Source organism: Xanthobacter albus, assembly GCF_043194895.2.
In the GTDB taxonomy this organism is placed as follows: domain Bacteria; phylum Pseudomonadota; class Alphaproteobacteria; order Rhizobiales; family Xanthobacteraceae; genus Xanthobacter.
Genome location: NZ_CM195532.1, coordinates 3,952,540 through 3,976,149, shown reverse-complemented (window position 1 = coordinate 3,976,149; position 23,610 = coordinate 3,952,540). Strand labels below are relative to the sequence as shown.

At 70.1% G+C, this 23,610-nt stretch carries 16 protein-coding genes; 7 read left to right on the top strand and 9 right to left on the bottom strand.

From position 1 onward, the window contains the following. The first annotated feature begins 287 nt into the window (after positions 1 to 287). The 5 genes from V5F75_RS17755 (at position 288) to V5F75_RS17735 (ending at position 9,431) form a co-directional block, all read left to right on the top strand. On the top strand, positions 288 to 1,004 hold the full coding sequence (locus V5F75_RS17755) for a winged helix-turn-helix domain-containing protein (RefSeq protein ID WP_394036654.1): 717 nt from the start codon (positions 288 to 290) through the stop codon (positions 1,002 to 1,004). Positions 1,005 to 1,027: 23 nt separating this feature from the next. Next, positions 1,028 to 2,491: an ATP-binding protein gene (locus V5F75_RS17750; protein ID WP_394036652.1), complete on the top strand. Its 1,464-nt coding sequence runs from the start codon at positions 1,028 to 1,030 to the stop codon at positions 2,489 to 2,491. Between the two features lie 120 nt (positions 2,492 to 2,611). After that, positions 2,612 to 5,596, top strand: a complete 2,985-nt coding sequence (locus V5F75_RS17745) for a bifunctional [glutamine synthetase] adenylyltransferase/[glutamine synthetase]-adenylyl-L-tyrosine phosphorylase (RefSeq protein WP_394036650.1) — start codon at positions 2,612 to 2,614, stop codon at positions 5,594 to 5,596. A gap of 176 nt (positions 5,597 to 5,772) precedes the next feature. Next, the gene (locus V5F75_RS17740; RefSeq protein WP_394036703.1) at positions 5,773 to 8,505 is read left to right on the top strand and encodes an HAD-IC family P-type ATPase; all 2,733 of its coding nucleotides are present in this window, start codon (positions 5,773 to 5,775) and stop codon (positions 8,503 to 8,505) included. Positions 8,506 to 8,546: 41 nt separating this feature from the next. Beyond that, complete coding sequence (locus V5F75_RS17735; protein WP_394036648.1) at positions 8,547 to 9,431, top strand: universal stress protein; 885 nt, start codon at positions 8,547 to 8,549, stop codon at positions 9,429 to 9,431. Positions 9,432 to 9,659: 228 nt separating this feature from the next. Here the strand turns inward: V5F75_RS17735 and V5F75_RS17730 are convergent, their stop codons facing one another. Beyond that, on the bottom strand, positions 9,660 to 11,321 hold the full coding sequence (locus tag V5F75_RS17730) for a serine hydrolase (RefSeq protein ID WP_394036646.1): 1,662 nt from the start codon (positions 11,319 to 11,321) through the stop codon (positions 9,660 to 9,662). Between the two features lie 32 nt (positions 11,322 to 11,353). Next, entirely contained in the window at positions 11,354 to 13,699 is a 2,346-nt protein-coding gene (locus tag V5F75_RS17725; protein ID WP_394036644.1) for a sensor histidine kinase, read from the bottom strand. A gap of 396 nt (positions 13,700 to 14,095) precedes the next feature. On the opposite strand from V5F75_RS17725, the gene fae reads away from it, so the two are divergent. After that, complete coding sequence (fae, locus tag V5F75_RS17720) at positions 14,096 to 14,635, top strand: formaldehyde-activating enzyme (protein ID WP_394036642.1); 540 nt, start codon at positions 14,096 to 14,098, stop codon at positions 14,633 to 14,635. A 58-nt stretch (positions 14,636 to 14,693) separates the two neighbouring features. Here the strand turns inward: fae and V5F75_RS17715 are convergent, their stop codons facing one another. The 6 genes from V5F75_RS17715 to V5F75_RS17690 all read right to left on the bottom strand — a co-directional run bounded on the left by V5F75_RS17715 (position 14,694) and on the right by V5F75_RS17690 (position 22,196). Then, positions 14,694 to 15,653 (bottom strand): LysR family transcriptional regulator, encoded by a 960-nt coding sequence (locus V5F75_RS17715; protein WP_394036640.1) that lies wholly within the window; start codon positions 15,651 to 15,653, stop codon positions 14,694 to 14,696. A gap of 166 nt (positions 15,654 to 15,819) precedes the next feature. Continuing rightward, positions 15,820 to 16,122: a hypothetical protein gene (locus tag V5F75_RS17710; RefSeq protein WP_394036638.1), complete on the bottom strand. Its 303-nt coding sequence runs from the start codon at positions 16,120 to 16,122 to the stop codon at positions 15,820 to 15,822. 161 nt (positions 16,123 to 16,283) lie between these two features. Continuing rightward, on the bottom strand, positions 16,284 to 18,914 hold the full coding sequence (pepN, locus tag V5F75_RS17705; RefSeq protein ID WP_394036636.1) for an aminopeptidase N: 2,631 nt from the start codon (positions 18,912 to 18,914) through the stop codon (positions 16,284 to 16,286). 119 nt (positions 18,915 to 19,033) lie between these two features. Next, a complete protein-coding gene (locus V5F75_RS17700) occupies positions 19,034 to 19,822 on the bottom strand; it encodes a sulfite exporter TauE/SafE family protein (RefSeq protein ID WP_394036634.1) in 789 nt (262 codons plus the stop codon). Positions 19,823 to 20,055: 233 nt separating this feature from the next. Then, positions 20,056 to 21,039, bottom strand: coding sequence for an ATP phosphoribosyltransferase (gene hisG, locus V5F75_RS17695; RefSeq protein WP_394036632.1), 984 nt, complete (start codon positions 21,037 to 21,039; stop codon positions 20,056 to 20,058). After that, positions 21,036 to 22,196, bottom strand: coding sequence for an ATP phosphoribosyltransferase regulatory subunit (locus V5F75_RS17690; protein WP_394036630.1), 1,161 nt, complete (start codon positions 22,194 to 22,196; stop codon positions 21,036 to 21,038). Before V5F75_RS17690 ends, hisG begins: the two co-directional genes overlap by 4 nt. A gap of 146 nt (positions 22,197 to 22,342) precedes the next feature. Between V5F75_RS17690 and V5F75_RS17685 the strand changes: the two genes are divergently transcribed. Then, positions 22,343 to 22,633, top strand: a complete 291-nt coding sequence (locus V5F75_RS17685; RefSeq protein WP_394036628.1) for an exodeoxyribonuclease VII small subunit — start codon at positions 22,343 to 22,345, stop codon at positions 22,631 to 22,633. Between the two features lie 380 nt (positions 22,634 to 23,013). Here V5F75_RS17685 and V5F75_RS17680 read toward each other — a convergent pair whose 3' ends face one another. Next, entirely contained in the window at positions 23,014 to 23,604 is a 591-nt protein-coding gene (locus V5F75_RS17680) for a protein-S-isoprenylcysteine O-methyltransferase (protein WP_394036626.1), read from the bottom strand. Between the last annotated feature and the right edge of the window lie 6 nt (positions 23,605 to 23,610).

The following is a 23,610-nucleotide window of genomic DNA, read 5'->3' as shown; positions in this document are numbered from 1 at the left end:
GTCTCGAGGGCCGAGGCTCATCGAATCCCGGGCCGGCGCAGACCGGCCCGGTGCGAGCCGACCGGCGGGGCATCGCCCCCAGCCCCCCGCTCCGCCGGCCGGTCCCCTTCCGGCGCCATATCCGACGTGTCCCCAGCCCCCCGAGCGTCGGCCGGCGCTGCAGGCGCGGGAAGCTCCAGAGGGCTTCCCGCGCCTTTGTTTTTGGCACCCCGCGCGCCGCTTCGTCCCGTGCTCAGCGCCTGTTCGGGCGGCCGGTCCCCTTTCGCTCCAAATCGCTCTAGAGTGACATGAACGCGAATCTCGATCCGGATACACTCAACGCCATGCGCCTCCTCCTCGTCGAGGACGACCGCGACGCCGCCGAATATCTCCGCAAGGCCTTCCGCGAGGCCGGGCACGTGGTGGACCACGCGGCCGACGGCGAGGAGGGGCTCGCCCTCGCGCTCGCCGACAAATACGACGTGCTGGTGGTGGACCGCATGCTGCCCCTGCGCGACGGCCTCTCCCTGGTGGCGGAGCTGCGCGGGCGCGGCCACGCGACGCCGGTGCTCATCCTGTCCGCCCTCGGGCAGGTGGACGACCGGGTGCAGGGCCTGCGCGCCGGCGGCGACGACTACCTGCCCAAGCCCTACGCCTTCACCGAGCTGCTGGCGCGGGTGGAGGCGCTGGCCCGTCGCGGCGGGCCACAGGCGACCGACACCGTCTACAAGGTGGCGGACCTGGAGCTGGACCGGCTCGCGCACCGCGTCACCCGCTGCGGCAAGGAGATCCCCCTCCAGCCGCGCGAGTTCCGCCTTCTGGAATATCTCATGCGCCACGCCGGGCAGGTGGTGACCCGCACCATGCTGCTCGAGAACGTGTGGGACTACCATTTCGACCCGCAGACCAACGTCATCGATGTGCACGTGTCGCGGCTGCGCTCGAAGGTGGACAAGGGCTTCGAGGTGCCGCTGATCCACACCGTGCGCGGCGCCGGCTACATGGTGCGGGCGGGACTGGCGTGAGGGGCGCGGGGCGCACGGGCGCGGTGGCCGGGCGCGCGATCGGCGGCTTCGCCCATCTCGCGCGGCTGGTGCGCACCACCGCCTTCAAGCTGCTGGCGGCCTATCTCGCCGTGTTCGCCCTGTTTGCGGTTTCCGTCATCGGCTACACCGCCTGGCACACCCGCGAGCTGATCCAGAACCAGGTGGCCGACAACCTCGACCGCGAGGTGCGCTTCCTGGCCGAGCAGTACCAGGTCGGCGGCATCCAGCGGCTCGTCTACGTGATCGACCGGCGCTCCCGGCGGCCGGGCTCCTCCATCTACGTTTTGGCGAACTTCCAGGGCGAGGTTCTCGCCGCCAACGTTTCGGACCTGTCTCTCAGCCTGCTCAATGATGCCGGCACCCGCTTCACCACCTACGACCGCCAGGAGGACAGCGGCGCCACGCGCAGCCATGTCGCGTTCGTGCAGGTGTTCATCCTGCCCGGCGGCTACCGCCTGCTGGTGGGCCGCGACATCGAGGAGCGCGACACCCTGCGCGATCTGGTGGCGCGGCCGGCGCAATGGGCGGTGGTGCTCATCGTGGTGCTGGGGCTCGCCGGCGGGGTGTTCGTCACCCGCCGCGTGCTGAAGCGCATCGACGCCATGACCGCCACCACCGAGACCATCATGGCCGGCGACCTTTCCGGTCGCCTCGCGGTGGCGGGCACGGGCGACGAGTTCGACCGCCTCGCCCACTCCCTCAACGCCATGCTGGAGCGCATCGAGGCGCTGATGCAGGGCCTGAAGGATGTCTCGGACAACATCGCCCACGACCTGAAGACGCCCCTCACCCGCCTGCGCAACCGTGCCGAGGAGGCACTTCGCACCGCCCGCACCGAGGACGAGTGGCGTGCCGCGCTCGACACCACCATCGAGGAAAGCGAGGGCCTCATCCGCACCTTCGACGCCTTGCTGATGATCGCCCGCGCCGAGGCCGGGCAGGCGCGCGACAACATGATCGACCTGGACCTCGCCGATCTCGCCGGGAACGTGGCCGAGCTCTACGAGCCGCTGGCGGACGAACAGGGGCTCGACGTGACGGTGGCGCTGGAGCCGGTCATGGTGCACGGGATGCGCGAGCTGCTGGCGCAGGCCCTTTCCAATCTCATCGACAACGCCATCAAATATGGCCGCCCCGTCGGCGGCGGGCGCGGGCGCATCGCCATCGACCTCTCCCACGAGGGCGGTGAGGCGGTGCTCAGGGTGGCCGATTGCGGGCCCGGCATTCCGGCTGGCGACCGGGAGCGGGTGGTGGAGCGCTTCGTGCGCCTGGAGGCGAGCCGGACGCGGCCGGGTTCGGGGCTCGGCCTGTCGCTGGTGTCGGCGGTGGCGCGCCTGCACGGCGGCGCGCTCGCCTTCGCGGACAATGGGCCGGGGCTCGTGGCCGTGCTGCGCCTGCCGGCGCGGCCCGCCGTCGCCGCCGATGGGGGTGGGGATGCGGCGCGGGATCCGGCCAGCCGGCGTTAACCCGGATCGGTCACAAAGGGCGGGGACCGACCGGCGAATCGGCCGCCTCGGCGCGGCGGCGGTCCCGAGCCTTCTGTAGGGGCTTGCGCATTGCGCGTCCCCGTGCCTTTAGGTCATTCCATGCGCGCGCCCCAAGCTCCGGACCACGTATCGGATTCGTCCGAAGGACCCGTTCTCGCCGTCATGATGCGGGAGGCGCCGGTCGTCCGTGATGCGGCGGCCGCGGCGATTCGCTTGTCCCATGCCCTGGAGCGGCTCTCGCCGGAGGAGGGCGCGGCGCTGGAAGCGCTGTTCGCGGCGGGGCCCGCGGCGCGCGACGTGGCGCTCAGCGTCGCGGAGGGCTCGCCCTTCCTGCTGGAGCTGATCCGGTCTGAGCCCACCCGGCTGCTGCGTGCGCTGGGCAGCGCGCCGGATGCCCATCTCGCGCGCCTTATCGCGGACTGCGCGGAAGCCTGCCTCAGGGCCACCGAGGAGACGCAGGCCATGCGCGCGCTGCGGCGCATGCGCAGCGAGGCGGCGTTGCTCATCGCGATCGCCGACATGGGCGGCGCCTTCGACCTGGTGGCCGTCACCGCCGCCTTGAGCGACGTGGCCGATGCCGCCGTGCGCGGTGCCCTCGATTTCCTGCTGGCGGAAGCCGCCCGCGCCGGCCGCCTGACGCCGGCGGACCCCGAGCGCCCGGCGCAGGGCTGCGGCCTCGCGGTGATCGCCATGGGCAAGCATGGCGCCCGCGAGCTCAACTATTCCAGCGACATCGACCTGATCGTCGTCTACGACCGCGACCTCGCCCCCCTGGCGGAGGACGTCTCCGCCTCCCCCTTCTTCGTGAAGGTCACCAAGGGGCTTGTGCGCATGCTGCAGGAGCGCACCGGCGACGGCTACGTGCTGCGGGTGGACCTGCGCCTGCGGCCGGATCCCGGCTCCACCCAGGTCGCGCTCTCCATCAACGCCGCGCTCGACTATTACGAGCGCGAGGGCGCCACCTGGGAACGCGCCGCCTATATCAAGGCCCGCCCGGTGGCCGGCGATCTCGACCTCGGCCGGCGCTACCTGTCCGATCTGTTGCCCTTCGTATGGCGGCGGGTGCTGGATTTCCAGGCCATCGCCGACGTTCACGCCATGAAGCGCGAGATCCACGCCTTCCGCGGCCATGACGTGGTGGCGGTGGAGGGGCACAATGTGAAGCTCGGGCGCGGCGGCATCCGCGAGATCGAGTTCTTCGTGCAGACCCAGCAGCTCATCGCCGGCGGGCGGGACCCCCTGCTGCGCACCTCCCGCACGCTGGAGGCGCTGGAGGCGCTCACCGAGCACCGCTGGATCGCGCCCAAGGTGCGCGACCAGCTCACGGAGGCCTATCTCTTCCTGCGCCGGGTGGAGCACCGCATCCAGATGGTGGCGGACGCCCAGACCCACGAATTGCCCGAGAGCCGGGAGGCCATGGAGGGCTTCGCCCGCTTCATGGGCTATGCGGACCGCGACGCCTTCGCCGCCGCGCTGGTGGAGCGGCTCCAGTGCGTGCAAGGCCATTACGCCCAGCTGTTCGAGGACGCGCCGCCCCCGGCCGTGCTGGACGCGGCGCTGGTGTTTCCCCCGCAGGAGAACGACCGCCCGACCCTGGCCGCCCTGGCGCGCCTCGGCTTCCGTGATCCGGCGGCGGCGAGCGGCATCGTGCGCGGCTGGCTGGCCGGCGTCCCCCGCGCGCTGAAGGGCGAGACGGCGCGCATGCATCTCGCGCGTATCGTGCCGCTGCTGCTGGAATCGCTGGCGCGGGGCGGCGATCCGGATGGCGCCCTCATCGCCGCCGACCGCTTCCTCACCGACCTTTCCGGCCCGCACCTGCTGACGGCGCTCGACCGCCACCCGGATCTCGTGCGCCTGTTCGCCACCATCCTCACCGCCGCGCCGCGCCTCGGCGAGACGCTGGCGCGCCGCCCCTCCCTCGCGGACGCGCTGCTCGACCCCGCTTTCTTCGATGTGCTGCCCGACGAGCGCAGCCTGGAGGCCCACCTCGACAGCCTGCTGGACTCCGCCGACACCGAGGAGGAGCAATTCGACCGCGCGCGGCGCTTCCGCCAGGAGCAGCACGTGCTCATCGGCGTGCGCATCGCCTCCGGCACCCTGCCGGCCGCCCGCGCGGGCGAGGCCTATGCCCGCCTCGCCGAGGTCATCATCCGCGCACTGCACCGCCGGGTGTGGGCGCGCTTCACCGAGGCGCACGGCCATATCGCGGGCGGGCGCACGGCGGTGCTCGCCATGGGCAAGCTGGGCGGGCGGGAGATGACCGCCGGCTCCGATCTCGACCTGATCGTGCTCTATGACTACGACGCCGATGCCGACCCCACCTCCGACGGGGGACGGCCGCTGCAGGGCGCGCAATATTTCGCGCGCTTCACCCAGCGGCTGGTGACGGCGCTCACCTCCCTCACCAATGCCGGCAAGCTCTATGAGGTGGACCTGAGGCTGCGCCCCTCCGGCCGCTCGGGGCCGCTGGCCACCCGGCTCGTCTCCTTCGCCACCTATCAGCGCGAGGAGGCCTGGACGTGGGAGCACATGGCGCTCACCCGCGCCCGCGTCATCGCTTCCGATGGGGATTTCCGCGTCCGCGTGGAGGAGGTCATCTGTGCCGTGATGCGCCAGCCGCGCGACCGGCGTACCCTGGCCCGAGACATCCTGGACATGCGCCGCGCCATCGCCGCCGAGAAGGGCGAGGATGACCGCTGGAACCTGAAGCACGCCGCCGGCGGGCAGGTGGATGTGGAATTCCTGGCGCAATACCTCGTGCTGGCCCACGCCCACGGACACCCGGAGATCGTGGACACGGCCACCGCGCGCATTCTCGCCCATGCGGAGCGGCTCGACCTTCTGGAGGCGGAGGATGCCCATGTGCTCATCCGCGCCTGCCGGCTCTATCAGGACATGACGCAGGTGCTGCGCCTCGCTGTGGACGCCCATGTGGTGCCGGCGGATGCGAGCCCGGCGCTCAAGGCCCTGCTCGCCCGCGCCGGCGAGATGCCGGACTTCGCCACGCTGGAAGCCTATCTCGCCGAGACCCAGCAGAAGGTGCGCGCCATCTTCGAGCGCATCCTCCAGGCCGGCGCGGCCTGAGCGGTTCTCGCGCTCGGGCGGGGGACGAAGGGCCGCGCCGCCGGCGGCTTGCCCCGCACGCGCCCGCGCCTCTATGTTGTTCCGCAACGTAAGCTTGGTGGAGATCAAGCAACGTGGCGCCGTGAGCGCGTCATCCCTGCCTTATGATCCCACTCCGGGGGCTGCTGCTCGTGACAGTGACAGACCAGGATCGCCGCCTGGAAGCTCATTCCGCCCCGACAATCGAGAATCGCGACTGGCATGCGCGCTCCCATGCGGAGGTCTTCACCGCGCTCGACACCTCCGTGGCGGGAATTTCCCACGCGGAGGCCCGCCGTCGCCTCGATGTCTACGGCGCTAACGCCCTGCCAGAGGCGACCGCGCGCCACCCCATCGTCCGCTTCCTCGCCCAGTTCAACAACGCGCTCATCTATTTCCTGCTGGCCGCGGCGGTGGCGGCGCTGGCGCTGGGGCACACCATCGATGCGGTGGTCATCGTCGCCGTGGTGACGGTGAACGCCATCGTCGGCTTCATCCAGGAAGGCAAGGCCGAGCAGGCGCTCAGCGCCATCCGCGACATGATCGCCCCCCACGCCGCCGTGGTGCGCGACGGGGTGCGCACCACCATCCCGGTGAAGGAGCTGGTGCCGGGTGATCTGGTGCTGGTGGAGGCGGGGGACCGGGTGCCGGCCGACCTGCGGCTGGTGCGCGCCCGCAACCTGCTGGTGGACGAGGCCATGCTGACCGGCGAATCGGTGACCGCGGAGAAGCACGACGCGCCCGTGCCCGCGGAGGCGTCGCTCGGCGACCGCGCCTGCATGGCTTTTTCGGGCACGCTGGTGGCCGCGGGGCAGGGGGCAGGCGTCGCGGTGGCCACTGGCCGCCACACGCAGATCGGCCGCATCAGCACCCTCATCGCCAAGGTGGAGCCGCTCACCACGCCGCTGCTGCGGCAGATCAACAGCTTCGGGCGCGGCTTCACGGTGGTGGCCTTCCTTTCTGCCGCGGCGCTGTTCGCGTTCGCGGTGCTGGTGCGCGCCCATGACTGGGTGGATGCCCTCATCGCCGTGGTGGCGCTCGCCGTCGGCGTGGTGCCGGAAGGGCTGCCGGCGGTCATCACCATCACGCTCGCCATCGGCGTGCGGCGCATGGCGGCGCGCAACGCGGTCATCCGCCGCCTGCCGGCGGTGGAGACCCTGGGCGCCACCTCCATCATCTGCTCCGACAAGACCGGCACCCTCACCCGCAACGAGATGACGGCGCGCCGGCTCGTCACCGCCACCCACCATCTGGAGGTGGCGGGATCCGGCTATGCCCCGGTGGGAGCCTTCACCGCCATCGGCTCCGACGATGATGTGGCGGCGCTGGAGGCGGCGGAGGAGCTCATCCGCTGCGGCCTGCTGTGCAACGATGCCGTCCTTGCCGAGGCCGGCGGACGCTGGCGCGTGAATGGCGATCCCATGGAGGGGGCGCTGGTGACCCTCGCGGCCAAGGCCGGGCTCGACCCCGACCACCTGCGCGCCGAGTGGCCACGGCAGGATGAGATCCCCTTCGATGCCCAGCACCGCTTCATGGCGAGCCTGCACGGTCGCCCCCAGGGCGGGGCGGTGCTGTTCGTGAAGGGCGCGCCCGAGGCGCTGCTCGCCCGCTGCCGCACCCAGGCCGGTGCCTCCGGCCCCGAGGCGCTCGACGCCGCGCGCTGGAACGCGGAGACCGCCCGGGCCGCGCGCGAGGGCGAGCGGGTGCTGGGCTTCGCCGTGAAGACCCCGAGCGCGGATGCCGGCCGGCGGCTCGGCTTCGACGCGGTGACGGACCTCTGCTTCCTCGGCCTCGTGGGCTTCATCGATCCGCCGCGGCCGGAGGTCATCCGCGCCATCGCCGAATGCCGCTCGGCCGGCATCGCGGTGAAGATGATCACTGGGGACCACGCCGCCACCGCCGCCGCCATCGCCGGCCAGCTCGGCCTTTCGGAGCCGCTGGAGGTGGCGACCGGCGCCGATGTGGATGCCGCCTCCGACGACGCTCTGAAGGCGCTTGCCACCCGCGCCAGCGTGTTCGCGCGCACCAGCCCGGAGCACAAGCTGCGCATCGTGCGGGCCCTTCAGTCCACCGGTGCCGTGGTGGCCATGACCGGCGACGGGGTGAACGACGCGCCCGCCCTGAAGCAGGCGGACGTGGGCGTCGCCATGGGCGTCAAGGGCACGGAGGCCGCCAAGGAGGCTTCCGAGATGGTGCTGCTGGACGATAATTTCGTCTCCATCGTCTCGGCGGTCCACGAGGGGCGCACGGTCTATGACAACGTGCGCAAGGTGATCTCCTGGACCCTGCCCACCAATGGCGGCGAGGTGCTGGCGGTCATCGCCGCCATCCTGTTCGGCTTCGTCATGCCCATGTCGGCGGCGCAGATCCTTTGGATCAACCTCATCCTCACCATCACCCTCGGGCTGGTGCTGGCCTTCGAGCCGCCGGAACCGGACGTGATGCGCCGGCCGCCGCGCCGGGCGGATGCGCCCCTGCTTTCCCCGTTCCTGCTGTGGCGGGTGGTGTTCGTCTCGGTTCTGTTCACGACCTTTACGCTCGGAGTGTTCTTCCACGCGCTGGCCGAGGGGCGGGACCTCGCCACGGCGCGCACGCTGGTGGTGAACACTATCGTGGTGCTGGAGATCTTCTATCTCTTCAACGTGCGCTTCATGCACATGACCTCGCTCACCTGGCGCGGCGCGCTGGGCACGCCGGCGGTGCTGCTGGCGCTGGCGGCGGTGGTGATAGCCCAGCTCGCCTTTACCTACCTGCCGGTCATGCACGAGCTGTTCGGCACGACGCCGGTGACGGTCATGGACGGCTTGATCATCATCGCCCTGGGGGTGATCTTCATGGCCGTTCTCGAGGGAGAGAAGGTGCTGCTGCGCCGGCTCGGCCTAGTGAATTGAGCGCCCGCCCGGCGCCGGAGGAAAGGTTGGGGATGATCGACATGACGCAACGGGACACACCGCGCCGCATCCTGCTCGCCACCGATCTCAGCGCCCGCTGCGACCGGGCGATGGACCGCGCGCTGGCGATCGCCGCCGCCTGGAGCGCGGAACTGGTCGTGGTCCACGCCCTCGATGCCTGCGACCCACGCCCCGGCGCCATCGCCGAGCGGGACCTGCCCTCCTGGCAGCGCGGGCCCGAGCCGGCGCGGATCGTCGCCGAAACCCTGCGGGAGGACCTCAAGGGCGCGCCCGTGCCGGTCTCCTTCATCGTCGAGCCGGGCGATCCGGCGGAGCTGATCCTGAAGGCGGCGCAGGAGCACGGCTGCGGCCTCATCATCACCGCGGTGGCGCGCGACGAGATCCTGGGCCGCTTCCTGCTCGGCGCGACGGTGGACAAGGTGCTGCGCCGGGCCCAGGCGCCGGTGCTCATCGTGCGCCAGCGGCCGCGCCATCCCTACGCGGGCATCGTGGTGGCGGCGGATGTCTCGCCGGCCTCGCGCGCCGCGCTGCGCCGGACCGTCGCCTTCTTTCCCGATACGCCCTTCCACGTGTTCCACGCCTTCGATCCGCCCCTCGACGGCCTGCTGAGCGACCCCACGGGCTACCGGGAGGCGTTCGGGGAGCTGGCGACGCGGGACCTGGAGGCGTTCATGGCGAAGTCCGGCATCGCCGCTGGCCATGTCCTTGACGTGCTGGTGGAGCGCGGAAACCCGGCCCAGCTCATCCAGCAATATGTGACCGCCTTCCACGCCGATCTCGTGGTGCTCGGCACCGACGGGAAGGGCGCGCTGCTGGAGCTGTTGGTGGGCTCCACCGCCAAATCGGTGCTGGACGGCCTGACCTGCGACGCCCTGGTGGTGCCCACGGCTGCCGATCCAGAGTGACGCGAGGCCACTTCGACGCGCCGCGCAGCGCCTCCAGGGCGGCGCTGCGGGCGGGAGGCGCCGTGACCGAGCGCATGAACGGCGTTTTCGGCACGCGGGCCGGTGCCCGCTTCGCCTGAGAACGCTCTATGCCATCGGCCCCGGTCTTCCGTCGGCGCCAAGTGGCTTCGTCCAAGCGCCGCGAAGCCTTGGCAAAGACCCGTGAGTTAAGCCCACGGGCCTTCGGCATCAGTTGCGCCGCGTTGACTTCGGGGATTTCTCGGGGCGGGCGGCGGGCTGACGCGTGAAGGTGCCGATGCCGTTCTCGTTGAAGAACTCCACCGTCATGGTGGGGGCGCCTTTTCCCTTCAGCGCGAAGACGACCTCGGAGAGGGTGCCGGGCGGTGCGCTTTCTCCCGCAGGTGCGTAGGTGAAGGTGTCTCCGCTCCAGTGGCCGAGGGTGGCCACCACCGGCTTCGGCCCCACGGTGAGCACCAGGTGGCCATCTTCCACCCGCACGGTGGCGGGCCCGAAATAGGAGTTGGCATAGGTGCCGGCATAATCTTCGAGCTTGCGGGCCGGTTCGGGCGTGGCCGGTGCCGGCAGCCCGGTGAGGGCGCCGAGCGGCTGGTAGAGCGGCGCCATCAGCGCGCTGTAGGCGGCGAACCAGTCGCGGGTGATGGAGCCGAACTGCACGTAGTCCATGAACTGCATGGCGAGCGCCTCGGCCGCGCCCACCGGCTGCGCGTTGGTGAGCACGGTGATGCCGATCTTCTCGGACGGCAGCATGGCGAAGGTGGTGCCGGCCCCGAGAATGAAGGCGCCCGAGTGGGAGAGCACGACGCGCCCCGACGGCGCGACCGACACATTGAAGCCGTGGCCGTAGAAGCCCGCCCGCGCGCTGCTGGTCGGCGAGGGGGCGGACACGATCTGCGCCGTGATCGCCGGCAGCAGGGCTGCCGCGGGTGCGATCTGCTGTCCCTCGTAGGCGCCGTTGCCGAGCACGAAGGCGAGCCAGCGCCCCATGTCGCGCGCGGAGCTGCTCACGCCGCCGGCGGGGGACTGGGCGTCCGGCTGGCGCTGATACCTGGCGACGAAGGCGCCGTTGTCGCGCACGTGGGGCACGGCGCGGTTGGCACGGGCGATATAGTCGGAGAAACGGGACGACGTGGCGCTCATGCCCAGCGGCTTGTAGAGCACCTCGTCCGACAGCGTCGCCCAGTCCTTGCCGGAGGCGGCCGCGACGCCCTCGGCGGCGGCGGTCAGGCCGAAGTTTGTGTAGGCGTAGGTGACGCGGAACGGCGCCAGCGGCAGCAGTTTCAGCCGCTCCAGGATCTGACGGCGGTCGAAGCCCAGGTCCTCCAGCTCGTCGCCCGCGTGGTCGGGCAGGCCTGAGCGGTGGGTGTAGAGATCGGCCACCGTCACGTGCTCGCCGACCCATGGGTCCTTCAGCGAGAACCAGGGCAGGAGCTTGCGCAGCGGCGTGTCCCAGGTGACGACGCCTTCTCCCACCTGATGGGCCACCACGCCCGCGCCGACGGCCTTGGAGAGGGAGGCGAGCTGGAAGACCGTATCGCCGTCCACGGTCTCGGGCTTGCCCGCCTCGCGCACGCCGAAGCCCTTGAGGTAGACGGTCTTGCCCTCATGCACCACCACCACCGCCATGCCGGGAATGCCGGAGCGCTTCATGAGCGCGGTGGCGAAGTCATCGAGCTTGGCGATGGCGGCCTCTACCTGTCCCTTGGGGATGCCGAGGGCCACCGTCTCCGTGGGCGGAAGCTTGGGATCGATGGCGAGCGCCGTCTCGGCGCTCGCGGTGGGCGCCGCCAGGGCGGCGGCGCAGGCGCCCGTGAGAAGCGCCGCGCGAAGGCGGCTTGGACGGAACAGGCGGAAAAGCGCAAGCAAGCTCATTGTGCGACCCTGTGGCTGCTCCACCGCGCCGATCACATGACCGCGGCGAGCTTCGGCGTCTCGTTGGAATTGGCAGCCCGCCCGCTCACCGGCAGGCGGACGATGACGGCGGTGCCCTTGCCCTCGGCGGAGCGGATGCGCATGGCCCCGCCGTGCAGCTCCACCAGCGACTTGGCGATGGCGAGGCCGAGGCCGGAGCCCTTGTGCGTCTTGGTGAACTGGCTCTCCACCTGCTCGAACGGGCGGCCGATGCGCGCCAGCGCCTCGCGGGCGATGCCGATGCCGCTGTCCTCGATGGCGACCACCGCCGCCGAGCCGTTGATGCGCGCGCGCACCGAGATCTTGCCGCCCTCAGGCGTGAACTTCACGGCATTGGAGAGCAGGTTCAGGAGGATCTGCTTCAGCGCCCGGCGATCGCCCTTGATGTGGAGGTTCTCGCCGGGGGCCACCGTCATGGCGATGCCCTTCTCATCGGCGTTGACGGCGGTGACTCGCATGGCATCGGCGATGATCTCGTCGAGCGCCACGTCCTCCACTTCAAGCTGCATGCGGCCGGCTTCGATCTTCGACATATCGAGGATGTCGTTGATGACGTCCAGCAGGTAGGTGCCGGAGCCTTTGATGTCGGTGCAGTATTCGGCGTATTTGGGGGAGCCGAGCGGACCGAACATCCCGCTTTCCATGATCTCCGAGAAGCCGATAATGGCGTTGAGCGGCGTGCGCAGCTCATGGGACATGTTGGCGAGGAACTCGCTCTTGGCGCGGTTGGCGTCCTCGGCCTTGTTGCGCTCTTCCGAATACTTCTCCGCGAGCTCTGCGAGCTGCTGGGCTTGGTGCTCCAGGGTCTGCTGGGATTTGCGCAGGTCCGTCACCAGCGCCATCAGGCGCTTCTCATTGTCCATGAGGCGCTCCTCATGGCGCTTCATGGTGGTGATGTCGGTGCCCACCGAGACATAGCCGCCGTCCTTGGTGCGGCGCTCGGCGATCTTCAGCCAGCGGCCATTGGAGAGCTGGGCCTCGAACGCGCGCGAGCCTTCCTCCGGCTTGTCCTCCGGCTTCAGCGGGGTGCGGGTGACGGGGTGGCGGCCCACGGAGGCGATGACCTCGAACGGGGTGCCGGCCTGGATCGCGTCGTCCGGCAGCTCGTGCAGCGACTGGAACTTCGAGTTGCAGAGCACGAGGCGGTTCTGGCTGTCCCACAGCACGAACGCCTCGGAGATGCTCTCGATGGCGTCGCGCAGGCGCATGTCGGCGGTCACCGTGCGCTCGGCCATGTGCTGGGCCTCGGTGACGTCCATGGCGATGCCGATGAGGTGGGGCCCGTCCTCCCCCGCCTGCTGCACCACCTCGGCGCGCATGCGCAGCCACACATAGTCGCCGCGCGCGGTGCGCATACGGAACACGCGGTCTACGGCCGCGCCGGGCCGGTCGGCGAGATCCTTCGCCAGCTCGTAGAGGTCCACGTCGTCCGGGTGCACCAGCCGGGCGATGTCGCCGAAGGAGATCAGCTCGTCCTTCCGCTCCAGGCCCAGGATCTCGAACATGGTGTCGGACCAGTACATGCGCCCGCGCGCCATGTCCCAGTCCCACATGCCGCAGCGGCCGCGATTGAGCGCGGTGTCGATGCGGCGGCGCACGGTGTCGTAGATGTGGTCCGCTTCCCGCGCGCGGCTCGCCTGCCAGTGGAAGGAGAAGCCCAGGATGAGCAGCACCGCGCCGGTGGTGGTGAACAGGGTGATGGTGAGCGTCGTCGTGTCCGCCCAGGCGGCGAGCGCCTGCGACATGGGCTGGACATAGACGATCTGGCCGAGCGGCCCCTTCAGGTTGCGCACCGTGGCGAGCATGCCCTGGCCGGCGGGCTCGCCCTGCGCGCTCATCTCGGTGCCCATGGGCACTTCCAGCACGCCGGCGCGCTCGGCGAAGATGACGAGGGGCTGGGTGGGGTCGATGAGGTCGGCGAGGGTCGCGGGCGGGTTGGCCATGGGCGGGGCGCTGGCGACGATGCGCCCGCTGGCGTCGGTCACGTAGACCCGGCGGCCGGAATCGGTGGCGCGTGGCGGCAGGCTCTCGGCGAGCGCCTGGGGCGCACGGTCGAGCGCGCCGGTCATGTGCTGGGAGAGGCTTTCGGCGGTGGCGAGCGCGAGCAGCGCCAGGTCGTCCTTGGCGTTGTCGACCACGGTAAGGCGGTGGCTATGCACCTGCACCACCGCGCCGGCGCCGATGACCACCAGGAAGGTGACGATGAGGGCGGGCACGATCCTCCGCAGGACCGGCTCGGCGTCGAGCAGGCGCTGGTACGCAGGGCGCGCTATCGACCTCGCCAGACCTCGAATGGCTTGGTCGCGCGCGCCGACGCTCGCAGCGTTGGCGCGTGCCATCGCCGGTCTCCTCCGGGTCATTCGGAAGGCTTGGGCGGCCTAAGCCCGCGCCTTCCACGTCCTCGATCTGGAGGGACGTGCCGCATCTCTCCGAATCGTGACCATTGGAATCGAATCGGGGGTGATTTGTCCAGGGTCGGGACACTGTCAAGAGTTAAAAAATCGGGCGTTCGGAGGCCCGAAACAGCGGGTTTGACTCGCTCCAAGGCTTGGTGGGGTAGCGGCGTGCCCCTGGGGACAGCGGGGACAAGTCGGACCGGTCATGTGAGCGTCGCGCGCACACGGTCTTGGAGACGGCGAAGGTGTGGGACAGGAACGCAAGGACGGAAAGCCGCTTTCCTTCTGAGAATAATATTTTACAAGAACAGCTCCTGGAACCGCCCGAAAGGACAAGACATGACCGACATCTGGTTTAAGACCGGTGAAGCAACCGTGCTCGCGAAGGACGGGCAGGCGACGGACGCCATGCCGGAAGTGGTGATCGGCTCGGTGCGCGGCCCGGTGGGGCAGGCGTTCGCGTCCATGATGGGGCAGGCGGCCGGGCACACGCGCATGTTTGTGGTGCGCGACCTGAACCAGCAGGTGCGCCCCGCCACCATGATGACCTCGAAGGTCACCATTCCCTCCGCCGCCTATGTGGAGCTGCTGGGCGGCGTGGTTCAGGCCGCCATGGGCGACGCTATCGTCGATTGCCTGAGCGAGGGCATCCTGCCCAAGGACCAGGCCGACGAGCTGTGCATGATCATCATGGTGTGGCTGGACCCGCGCTGCCCCGAGGACCCGAACCTCGACAAGGCCGACCTCTACCGCACCAATTACGAGGCGACCAAGATCGCCATCTCCCGTGCCATGACGGGCAAGCCGACCGCTGACGAGTTGATCGCCAACCGCAAGAGCGTCAAGCACTACGCGCTCGACGGCGTGGTGGAATATTGAGCTGAGGCGGTGCCGGGGCCGTCCGGCTTCGGCGCCGCCTTCCGCGCGCGGGCGCGTTTCAGGTGTCGGCGCTCTGCCGGGTTCGTCGCGGGGTGGCGCCGGCGCGCTGGCGCGCGAGGTCGGGTGCCAGCCGGTGGTCGAAGATCTCGGCCAGGAAGTTCAGGAATACCCGCACCTTCAGGTCCAGCGTGGCGCGGGCCGGGAACAGGGCGACGGTTTCCAGCGGCTCGCGCCGCTCCCATTCGGGCAGCAGGATTTCCAGCTCGCCGGCGTCGAGGCGATGCTGGCTCAGGCAGTGGGACAACAGGGCGACGCCTGCGTCGGCGAGGGCCTGGCGCATGGCGAGAACGGGATCGTTGGTCACGAGCTGCGGCTCGATCTTCAGCTCCACACCCCCGTCCGGCCCTTCGAGCGCCCACATGAGGGGGCCGGGCGCAGAACGGATGCCGATGAGATCATGCTGCATCAGGTCTCGCGGATGCTCCGGGCGCCCGTGGGCACGCAGATAGGCGGGACTCGCCATCAGGTGCAGCGGCGACAGGCCGAGCCGGCGAATGTGATAGCTGGAATCCCGCACCGGCCCGTGTCGCACGGCGAGGTCGAAGCCATGCTCGACGAGATCGAGCGGGTGGTTGTCCAGGGTGATGTGCAGCTGCACCTTCGGGTGGCGGGCGCGGAAGGTCGCCATCTCCGGCTCCAGGAAGAGGATGCCGGTGGAGTGGGGCATCAGCACCTTCAGGGGCCCTTCCGGCTCGCGGGTGAGGGAGCGTACCTGTGCATCCGCCTGATCGAGCAGCGCGACGGCGCCGACACATCGCTGGTAATAGGCCTGCCCGGCGTCGGACGGCCATACCTTGCGGGTGGTGCGGTGGAGAAGCTGCACGCCCAGGCGCTCTTCCAGGGCCTTGATCTTGCGGCTTACCGAGGTGGCGGGCAAGCCCAACTGCTGGGCGGCGCCATGAAAGCTGCCGCGCTCCACGACGCGGACGAACACCTCGACATCATCGAACCTGGACATGGTGCTTCTGCTCCGAACCGCTTGCCGCCGCCGAGCCGGGACCCGGCGCATGGCCGGGCCTCCTTTCTGTAGGAGATAGGCGCTTCCGCGGAGATCTCCAGATCAGGCGCCCGCTCCGGTTCTCTCGGAGCTCCCCGAGTAGGTGCGGCGCCGGGGCTGGCCGAGGTCAGTTGGTGCCGAGGCCGCGGTCGCCCTGCTCCAGGAAGCGCTGATCGGGGCTCTCATACCGGGGGTCATACCCGGGCTGGGGGAAGATGCGCTGGATCTGCTGCGCCCGCGTGGACGCCGGGGCACGGTAGCCGAGAGCGTAGGGAACGCTCTGGTGCGGCTGTTCCGCTTCCTGCCAGGATTCGGCCGCGACCCGCGCGGATTCGTCATTTTCCTGCGAGACGTCTTCTTCGGCGCGGGCGACCCCGGCGAGCGAGAGCGAGGCGGCGAGCGCGAGGGCGGCGATGGTGAACGTGCGCATTGTTCTTCTCCCTTGAGTGGTGCGGCTCGTGGAGCCGCTTTCGATGAGGGAGAAGTAAGGGTTCGCCGCTGGCGGGATAATGGGTCGTTATTGAATGACTTTATGCCGTTTCCAGCAGCAATGGATGCGGCGGCCGGCCGGGAAGGGGCCGGCCGCGCGTTTCAACCCAGGGCGCGGGTGGCGATGTCGGAAACGTCCGCCGACAGGCCGGGCGTTTCCGCGACGCGGCGCAGGGCGGCCTCGGCGCTGGCGCGGCGCACGGGCTCGAGCTGCCGCCAGGTCTTGAACGACGACAGGAGGCGCGAGGCCACCTGCGGGTTCTTGGGATCGAGGGTCAGCACCGCATCGGCCACGAAGGCGTGGCCCGCGCCATCCGGACGGTTGAACTGGGTCGGGTTGCCGGCGGCAAAGGCGCCGATCAGCGAGCGCACCCGGTTCGGATTGCCGAGGGAGAAGGCGGGGTGCCCCATCAGCCCCTTCACCCGCTCCAGCGTGTCCGGCGCCGCGATCTGCGCCTGGAGGATGAACCACTTGTCGATGACGAGGGCATCGTCCTTGAAGCGCTCGTAGAAGCGCGCCAGCGCCTGCTCGCGCTCCGGCACGTCATGCTGCGCCAGCACCGCCAGGGCGGAGAGGCGGTCCGTCATGTTGTCGGCGCCCTCGAACTGCGCGGCCGCACGGGCGATGCCTTCGGCGGAGGCGGTGACGGCCAGATAGTCGAGCGCGAGATTGCGCAGCGCCCGGCGTCCGGCGGAAGCGGCGTCGGGCGTGAACGGGCCCGTGGCGGCGAGCGCGCCGTAGGTTTCCGCGAGCGGGCTGGCGAGGGCGGTGCCCACCGCGATCTTCAGCTCCTTGCGCGCGGCGTAGACCGCGTCGGGGTCCACATCGGTCGCAAGCTCGCGGGCCACCTCCCCCTCGCCGGGCAGGGCGAGCGCCTGGGCCTTGAAGGCGGGGTCCAGCGTGCCATCCCCCAACAGGTTGCGCGCGGCGCCGATGACGGCCTCCGGCGCTACCGCCTTTCCGCTGCGCGCGCCCTCCTTCAGCAGGCCCAGGGCGAGGCCCTGCAGCGCATCGAACCGGTTGAACGGGTCCGCGTCATGGGCTGCGAGGAACACCCGGTCGTCGGCCGAAAGGCCGCTCACCACGTTCACCGGGGCCGAGAAGCCGCGGTTGAGCGAGGGCACGGGCCGGGCATCGATGCCGGTGAAGGTGAAGCTCTGCTCAGCCTTGGTCAGCTCCAGCACGCCGCGCTCCACCACCTTGTTGCCGAGGGTGAGCGGCAGGTCCGTGCCGTCCGGCCCCACGAGGCCGATCACCAGCGGGATCACCATGGGCTGCTTGGTGGGCTGGCCGGGCGTGGGTGGCACGGACTGCGACACGTCGAGCCGGTAGGTGCGGGCGGCGGCGTCATAGGTGCCCTGCACGGTCACCACCGGCGTGCCGGACTGCTCGTACCACAGCGAGAACTGGCTGAGGTCGCGCCCCGTGGCATCCGCGAAGGAGGCCACGAAATCCTCGATGGTGGCGGCCTCGCCGTCGTGGCGCTGGAAGTAGAGGTCCATGCCGGCGCGGAAGCCTTCCTCGCCCAGCAGGGTTTTCAGCATGCGCACCACCTCGGCGCCCTTCTCGTAGACGGTCGCCGTGTAGAAATTGTTGATCTCGCGGTAGGTCTGCGGCCGCACCGGATGGGCGAGGGGGCCGGCGTCCTCCGTGAACTGGGCCGCCTTCAGCGCCCGCACGTCGGCGATGCGCTTCACGGGGCGCGAGCGCTGGTCGGAGGAGAACTCCTGGTCGCGGAAGACGGTGAGGCCCTCCTTCAGGCACAGCTGGAACCAGTCGCGGCAGGTGATGCGGTTGCCGGTCCAGTTGTGGAAGTATTCGTGGGCGATCACCCCCTCGATGCCGGAATAGTCGGCGTCGGTGGCGGTCTGCGGGCTTGCGAGGACGTATTTGTCGTTGAAGACGTTGAGCCCCTTGTTCTCCATCGCACCCATGTTGAAGTCGGAGACGGCGACGATGTTGAAGACGTCGAGGTCGTATTCACGGCCGAAGGCGGTCTCGTCCCAGCGCATGGAGCGCTTCAGCGCATCCATGGCGTAGCCGGCACGCTCCGCCTTGCCCTCCTCCACATAGATGCCCAGCGCCACCTCGCGGCCGGAGGCGGTGACGAAGCGGTCGCTGACCTTGGCGAGCTTTCCGCCCACCAGCGCGAACAGGTAGGAGGGCTTCGGCCAGGGGTCCTGCCACACGGCGTAATGGCGCGTGGTGCCGTCGATGGCGCCGCTCTCCACGAGGTTGCCGTTGGAGAGCAGGATGGGTGCCTCCTCCCGCTCGGCCTCGATGCGGGTGGTGTAGACGGCGAGCACGTCCGGCCGGTCGGGGAAATAGGTGATGCGGCGGAAGCCTTCCGGCTCGCACTGGGTGGCGTAGTTTCCGGACGAGCGGTAGAGCCCCATCAACTGGGTGTTGGCGGTGGGGTCCACCAGGGTCTCGATCTCCAGCGTGAAGCTGTCGGCCGGCGGGTGGGCGAGGGTGAGCCGGTCGGGCGCCGCCTCGAAGCTGCTGCCGGCCAGGGGCTGGCCGTTGACGGCGAGGCGCACCAGGGTGAGGCCGTCGCCCTCGAGGACCACGGGGGCGCCGGCGGTGCCCTTCGGGTTGCGCCGCAGCGCGAGGCGGGCGGTGACGCGGGTCTGGGTGGGATGGAGCGCGAAATCGAGGTCCACCTTGTCCACCAGCCATTCGGGCGGGAGGTAATCGGCAAGGCGGATGGGCTGCGGCTCGGCATCACGCATGGAACTTTGCTCCTGTGGACACCGCGGGCGTGAGGGAAGGCGCGCTGGCGCGACCCACGGTGCGCTTCGGGGCGGCAGAGTAGTGCGCGATCGTGGCGGAGGAAAGCCGCCGACCGGCTTCAGCGGTGCTGCCAGAGCTTCACGGCCGACCACGCGAGCACCAGCGCCAGCAGCGGCATCAGCATGGCGGCGGGCACCAGCCCCAGCAGGCGGCTGCCCACGAAGGTGCCGACGATGGAGCCGAGCGCCATGAGCGCCAGGAAGCCCTTGTTCTCCGCCAGCACGCCGAATGCCGCATGGCGGCTGTAGCGCGCGAAGCCCACCAGCATGGTGGGCAGCGAGATCACCAGGGAGAGGCTGCCCGCGAGCTTGATGTCCACCCCGAACAGCAGCACCAGGGTGGGGATGAGCAACTCGCCGCCGGCCACGCCGAGCAGCGCGGCGACAATGCCGATGGCGAAGCCCGCAGCGATCCCGGCCGCCATCTGCGGCGTGCCCGTCAGCAGCGGGGCCGCGGCGGCGGGGTGGTGCAGCGTCACCAGCACCAGCGCGATGAGCGCCAGCAGCACCGCGATGAGGCGGAAGAAGGTGCGGGAGGCGAGGTGCGTGGCGAAGCCCGCCCCCACCCAGGCGCCGATGAGGCTGCCGGCGAGCAGGTTCGCCACCACGCTCCATTGCACCAGCAGTTCCGCCGCCGGCACCGTGCCCATGCGAAACGGCAAGGCGGAGGCGACCACCACGAGGCTCACCGCCTTGTTGACGATCACTGCGTTGAGCGGATCGAGCCGGAATGCGCCGATGAGCAGCGGCAGGCGGAATTCGGCGCCGCCGAGCCCGATCAGCCCGCCCAAAGCGCCGATGGCGCCGCTGGCGGAGAAGGCGAAGAGGGGGCGTGGGGCGACATGCATCGTGGCATCGGCCTGTTGAAGCTCCGATGACGAGATATGAGCCGCGCTTCAAATAAAGTCTAATGAAATAGTAGTATTCATCTGGATATAGCAGCGCTGTTCATTTGCGCTGCGAAGTATAGCTGTATTTCGCCATATACATTGTGGGGCGCGCCGAGGCCGCGAGCGGTCGCGCCGCACCGTGCAGCCACGGTGCGGGAAGAGGGGCAGGGGCGTGGCGGCGAGCGGGCGCCTCAGGCGCCGAGCCGCGCTTCCAGCGCCTCGTAGAGCGGGTTGTCGGCGGCGAACACGTATTCGATGGGCGCCACCGTCACCATGCTGGCGCCGCGCGCGCGCAGGAAGGTGGCGAGGCCGTGCAGCGTGTCCGGCGGGCAGTGCAGCGTCAGCATGCCGGAGGAGGTGGGCCCGCCGAACGGCGCGATGCAGCGGAACTGCGCCACCGCCTCGTCCACCAGCGAGGTGTCGCAGCTGGAAAAGCGGGTGCGCACCTCGCGCTTGGTGCGCGCGCGCTTTTCCGCGCCCAGCCGGTCGAACATGGCGCGGGCGGCCTCGCGCGCTTCAAGGCTCCACGCGGCGGTGAGGGAGGCCACGAGATTGGCCTCGGACCGCAGGATGACGCCGTCGTCCACCACCTTCAGGCCGTTGGCGGCGAGCGTGGTGCCGGTGGTGGTGATGTCCACGATCAGCTCGGCGCTGCCGGAGGCGGGCGTGCCCTCGGTGGCGCCGGCGCTCTCGACGATGCGGTAATCCACGATGCCGGAGCGGGCGAAGAAGCCGCGCGTGAGGTTCACATATTTGGTGGCGACGCGGATGCGCCGGCCTGTGCGGCTGTGGAAATGGGTGGCGACATCGTCGAGGTCATCCATGGTGCGCACGTCGATCCATGCCTGCGGCACCGCCACCACCACATTGGCGTGGCCGAAGCCCAGCTTCTCCAGCAGCGCGACGCGGGCATCCGCCTCCATGATGTTCTCGCGCACCAGATCCTCGCCGGTGACGCCGAGGTGGGCGGTGCCAGAGGCGAGCGCGGCGGCGATCTCCGAGGCGGAAAGATAGGCCACCTCCACATTGTCCACCCCGCCCAGGGCGCCGCGATAGTCGCGGGCGCCGCGCGCCTGGGTCAGGGGCATGCCGGCGCGGGCGAAGAAGGCGTGGACATTCTCCTGCAGGCGCCCCTTGGAGGGCACGGCGAGGATGAGCGGGCTGGACGCGGTCATGACTGGGCCCCGCTGGAGGAAAGGGCGTCGAGGCTGGCGAGGCGATCCACCCAGGCGGCAAGGCCTACCCCGGTCACCTCTATTGTCGCACCCAGGCGCGGCAGCAGCCGGTCGTAGCGGCCCCCGGCCACCAGCGCGCCGCTGGCGCGGCCCGCGGGGTCGTGGAGCTCGAACACCATGCCGCTGTAATAATCGAGCGGCCGCCCGAAGGCGGTGGAGAAGCGCACGTCCGTAAGGTTTACGTCGTGCGCGGTGAGGAAGCCGGTGCGCCGGTCGAACAGGTCGAGCGCGGCGTCGATGTCGATGCCCGCCTCGCGCGCGAGGGCGCGCAGCTCGGCCGAGGCGGCGTCGGGCTGGCCGGTGACGGCGAGGTAGCGGGTGAGGATGGCCGCGGTCTCCTGCGAGAGCCCGCCCGCCTCCAGCGAGGCCTGTTCCAGAAACCGCTCGGCGATTTCCGAAACCGTGCGTCCGCCCACGGTGGAGATGCCGGCGATGGAAAGCAGGTCGGTGATGAGGGCGCGCGCCGCCTCGGGGTCGGCGCCGGCGAGGGCGTTGAGCACGCCCGAATGGGCCGCGGCGGGACTTTCGGCCGCCGGGCGGGTGAGATCGGGGCCGAGCCGCCCCTGGCCGAAATCCTTTAGTAGCCGCCGGCGGAAGGCGGGTGCCAGCGGCAGCGCATCCAGCAGCGCGGCGAACAGGCCCACGTCGCCCAGCCGGATTTCCGGCTGCTCCACGCCGTAAAGGGTGCACACGTCGAGCCCCAGGGCGAGGATCTCGGCGTCCGCCGCCTCGATGTCCGTGCGCCCGAAGCTCTCGACCCCCGCTTGGCGGAACTCGCCCGAGCCCTCGCCGCGGAAGCGGAACACCGGGCCGAGGTAGCTCACAGCCGCCGGCAGCGCCATGGCGTTCTGGAGCACGGCGCGGGCGACGGGAATGGTGAGGTCCGGCCTCAGGCACAGCTCCCGTCCGTCCGCATCGGTGGTCAGGAACAGGCGCCTGCGGATGCTCTCGCCGGAAAGGTCCAGGAACACGTCGGCCGGCTGCAGGATGGGCGGGTCGAGGCGCGCATAGCCGGCGGCGTCGAAGCGGGCGACAAGGGCCTCTTCGAGGATGCGGGGGTCGTGCACGGGAAGGGACGCGGGGGCCGCGGCGGACATGGGGCGACTTTCCATCTGAATGCGGGGCTTCTAGCAAAGGGGGCGCCGTTGGGCCACCCCTCGGGCGTCGGTGGGCCGCCGCCCGGCTTCGACCGCGCCGGTCCTCTCCGCTATGGTGCCCGGCCGGGAATCAGCAGGAGACGGCCATGGCCGAGGCAGCAACGGGCGGCGCGCCGAAGGGCGCAAAGGCGGCAAAGGCGGCGGACGTGGCCGCCCTGTCCTTCGAGCAGGCTCTGGCGGAGCTGGAGGCAATCGTCGCGAGCCTGGAGAAGGGCAATGTGCCCCTTGAGGAGTCCATCGCCATCTACGAGCGCGGCGAGGCTCTGAAGAAGCGCTGCGAGGCGCTGCTCAAGCAGGCGGAAGCGCGGGTGGAGACCATCACGCGCGACGCCGAGGGCCGCCCCGCCGGCGTGCTCCCGCTCGATCCCGAGAACTGACGCCGGGCAGGGCGGGGTTTCCCGCCCAATGTCTGAGGTGAAAGGGCGCGCGCCACGAGCGGCGGCTATTTGCGCCGCTCTGTCCCGTTTCGGCACATGGTCGGGTGGAAGGGGGAACGGGGCGTGACCGAATCGCTCCCTGCGCCGTGTTCCACCCCTGTTCCCGTTCCAAGCCTGTGTCCCACAATGGGACATTACCCCGGCGCGCCGGGGCCGAACCCGGAACGAAGCCGGCGCGAATCACGTTCCGCGCGCGGTTCCGGCTTCGTGCCGGGCGCGCGCGCTGGCTGTGCCATGATGGGACGCGGGCCGCATGAAACGTGAACGCAGCATGACCGAATCGGTGATCTGCCGCGTGTCGCCTTTCGTTCCGCTCGCTCTCAGTAGATGCCGGGAATGATCCGCTTGGTGCGGCGCACATAGGCGTCGTACTGGGTGCCGAAGGCTTCGCGCATCATCTGCTCCTCCCGCCCCACGCGGAAGAAGAACAGGATGCCGAAGCCCACGAGCCCCGCCGGCCCCGCGATCCAGTTGGGCAGCAGCAGGGCCTGCGCCAGCGCCCACATGAAAAAGGCCGAGTACATAGGATGCCGTACGCGGGCATAGACCCCGGTGGTGACCAGCTCGTGCTTCTCCTTGATCTCCAGCGTCACGGACCAATACTTCCCGATGGCCCTGTGGGTACGCCAGAACAGCCACAATGCGCAGATGAACACGATCACGCCCGCCGCCACCTGCGCGAAGGTGAGGGGATAGGAGGCGAAGCGTGGCTGGCCGCTCACGGCATAGATGGCGGGGATGATGCCGAGGCCCAGGGTGGAGATGGAGAGCAGCGTCATGTCGCGCAGGGTGCGGTGGCTGGCGTTGGTCACCTTCATGCGCCGCGCCTTCATCTCGAAGGGCAGGCGCAGCACATACCAGGCCGCGACGCCGACCGCCCAGGCGATCTTGGAAAATGCGAGGAGGGTCATCACGCT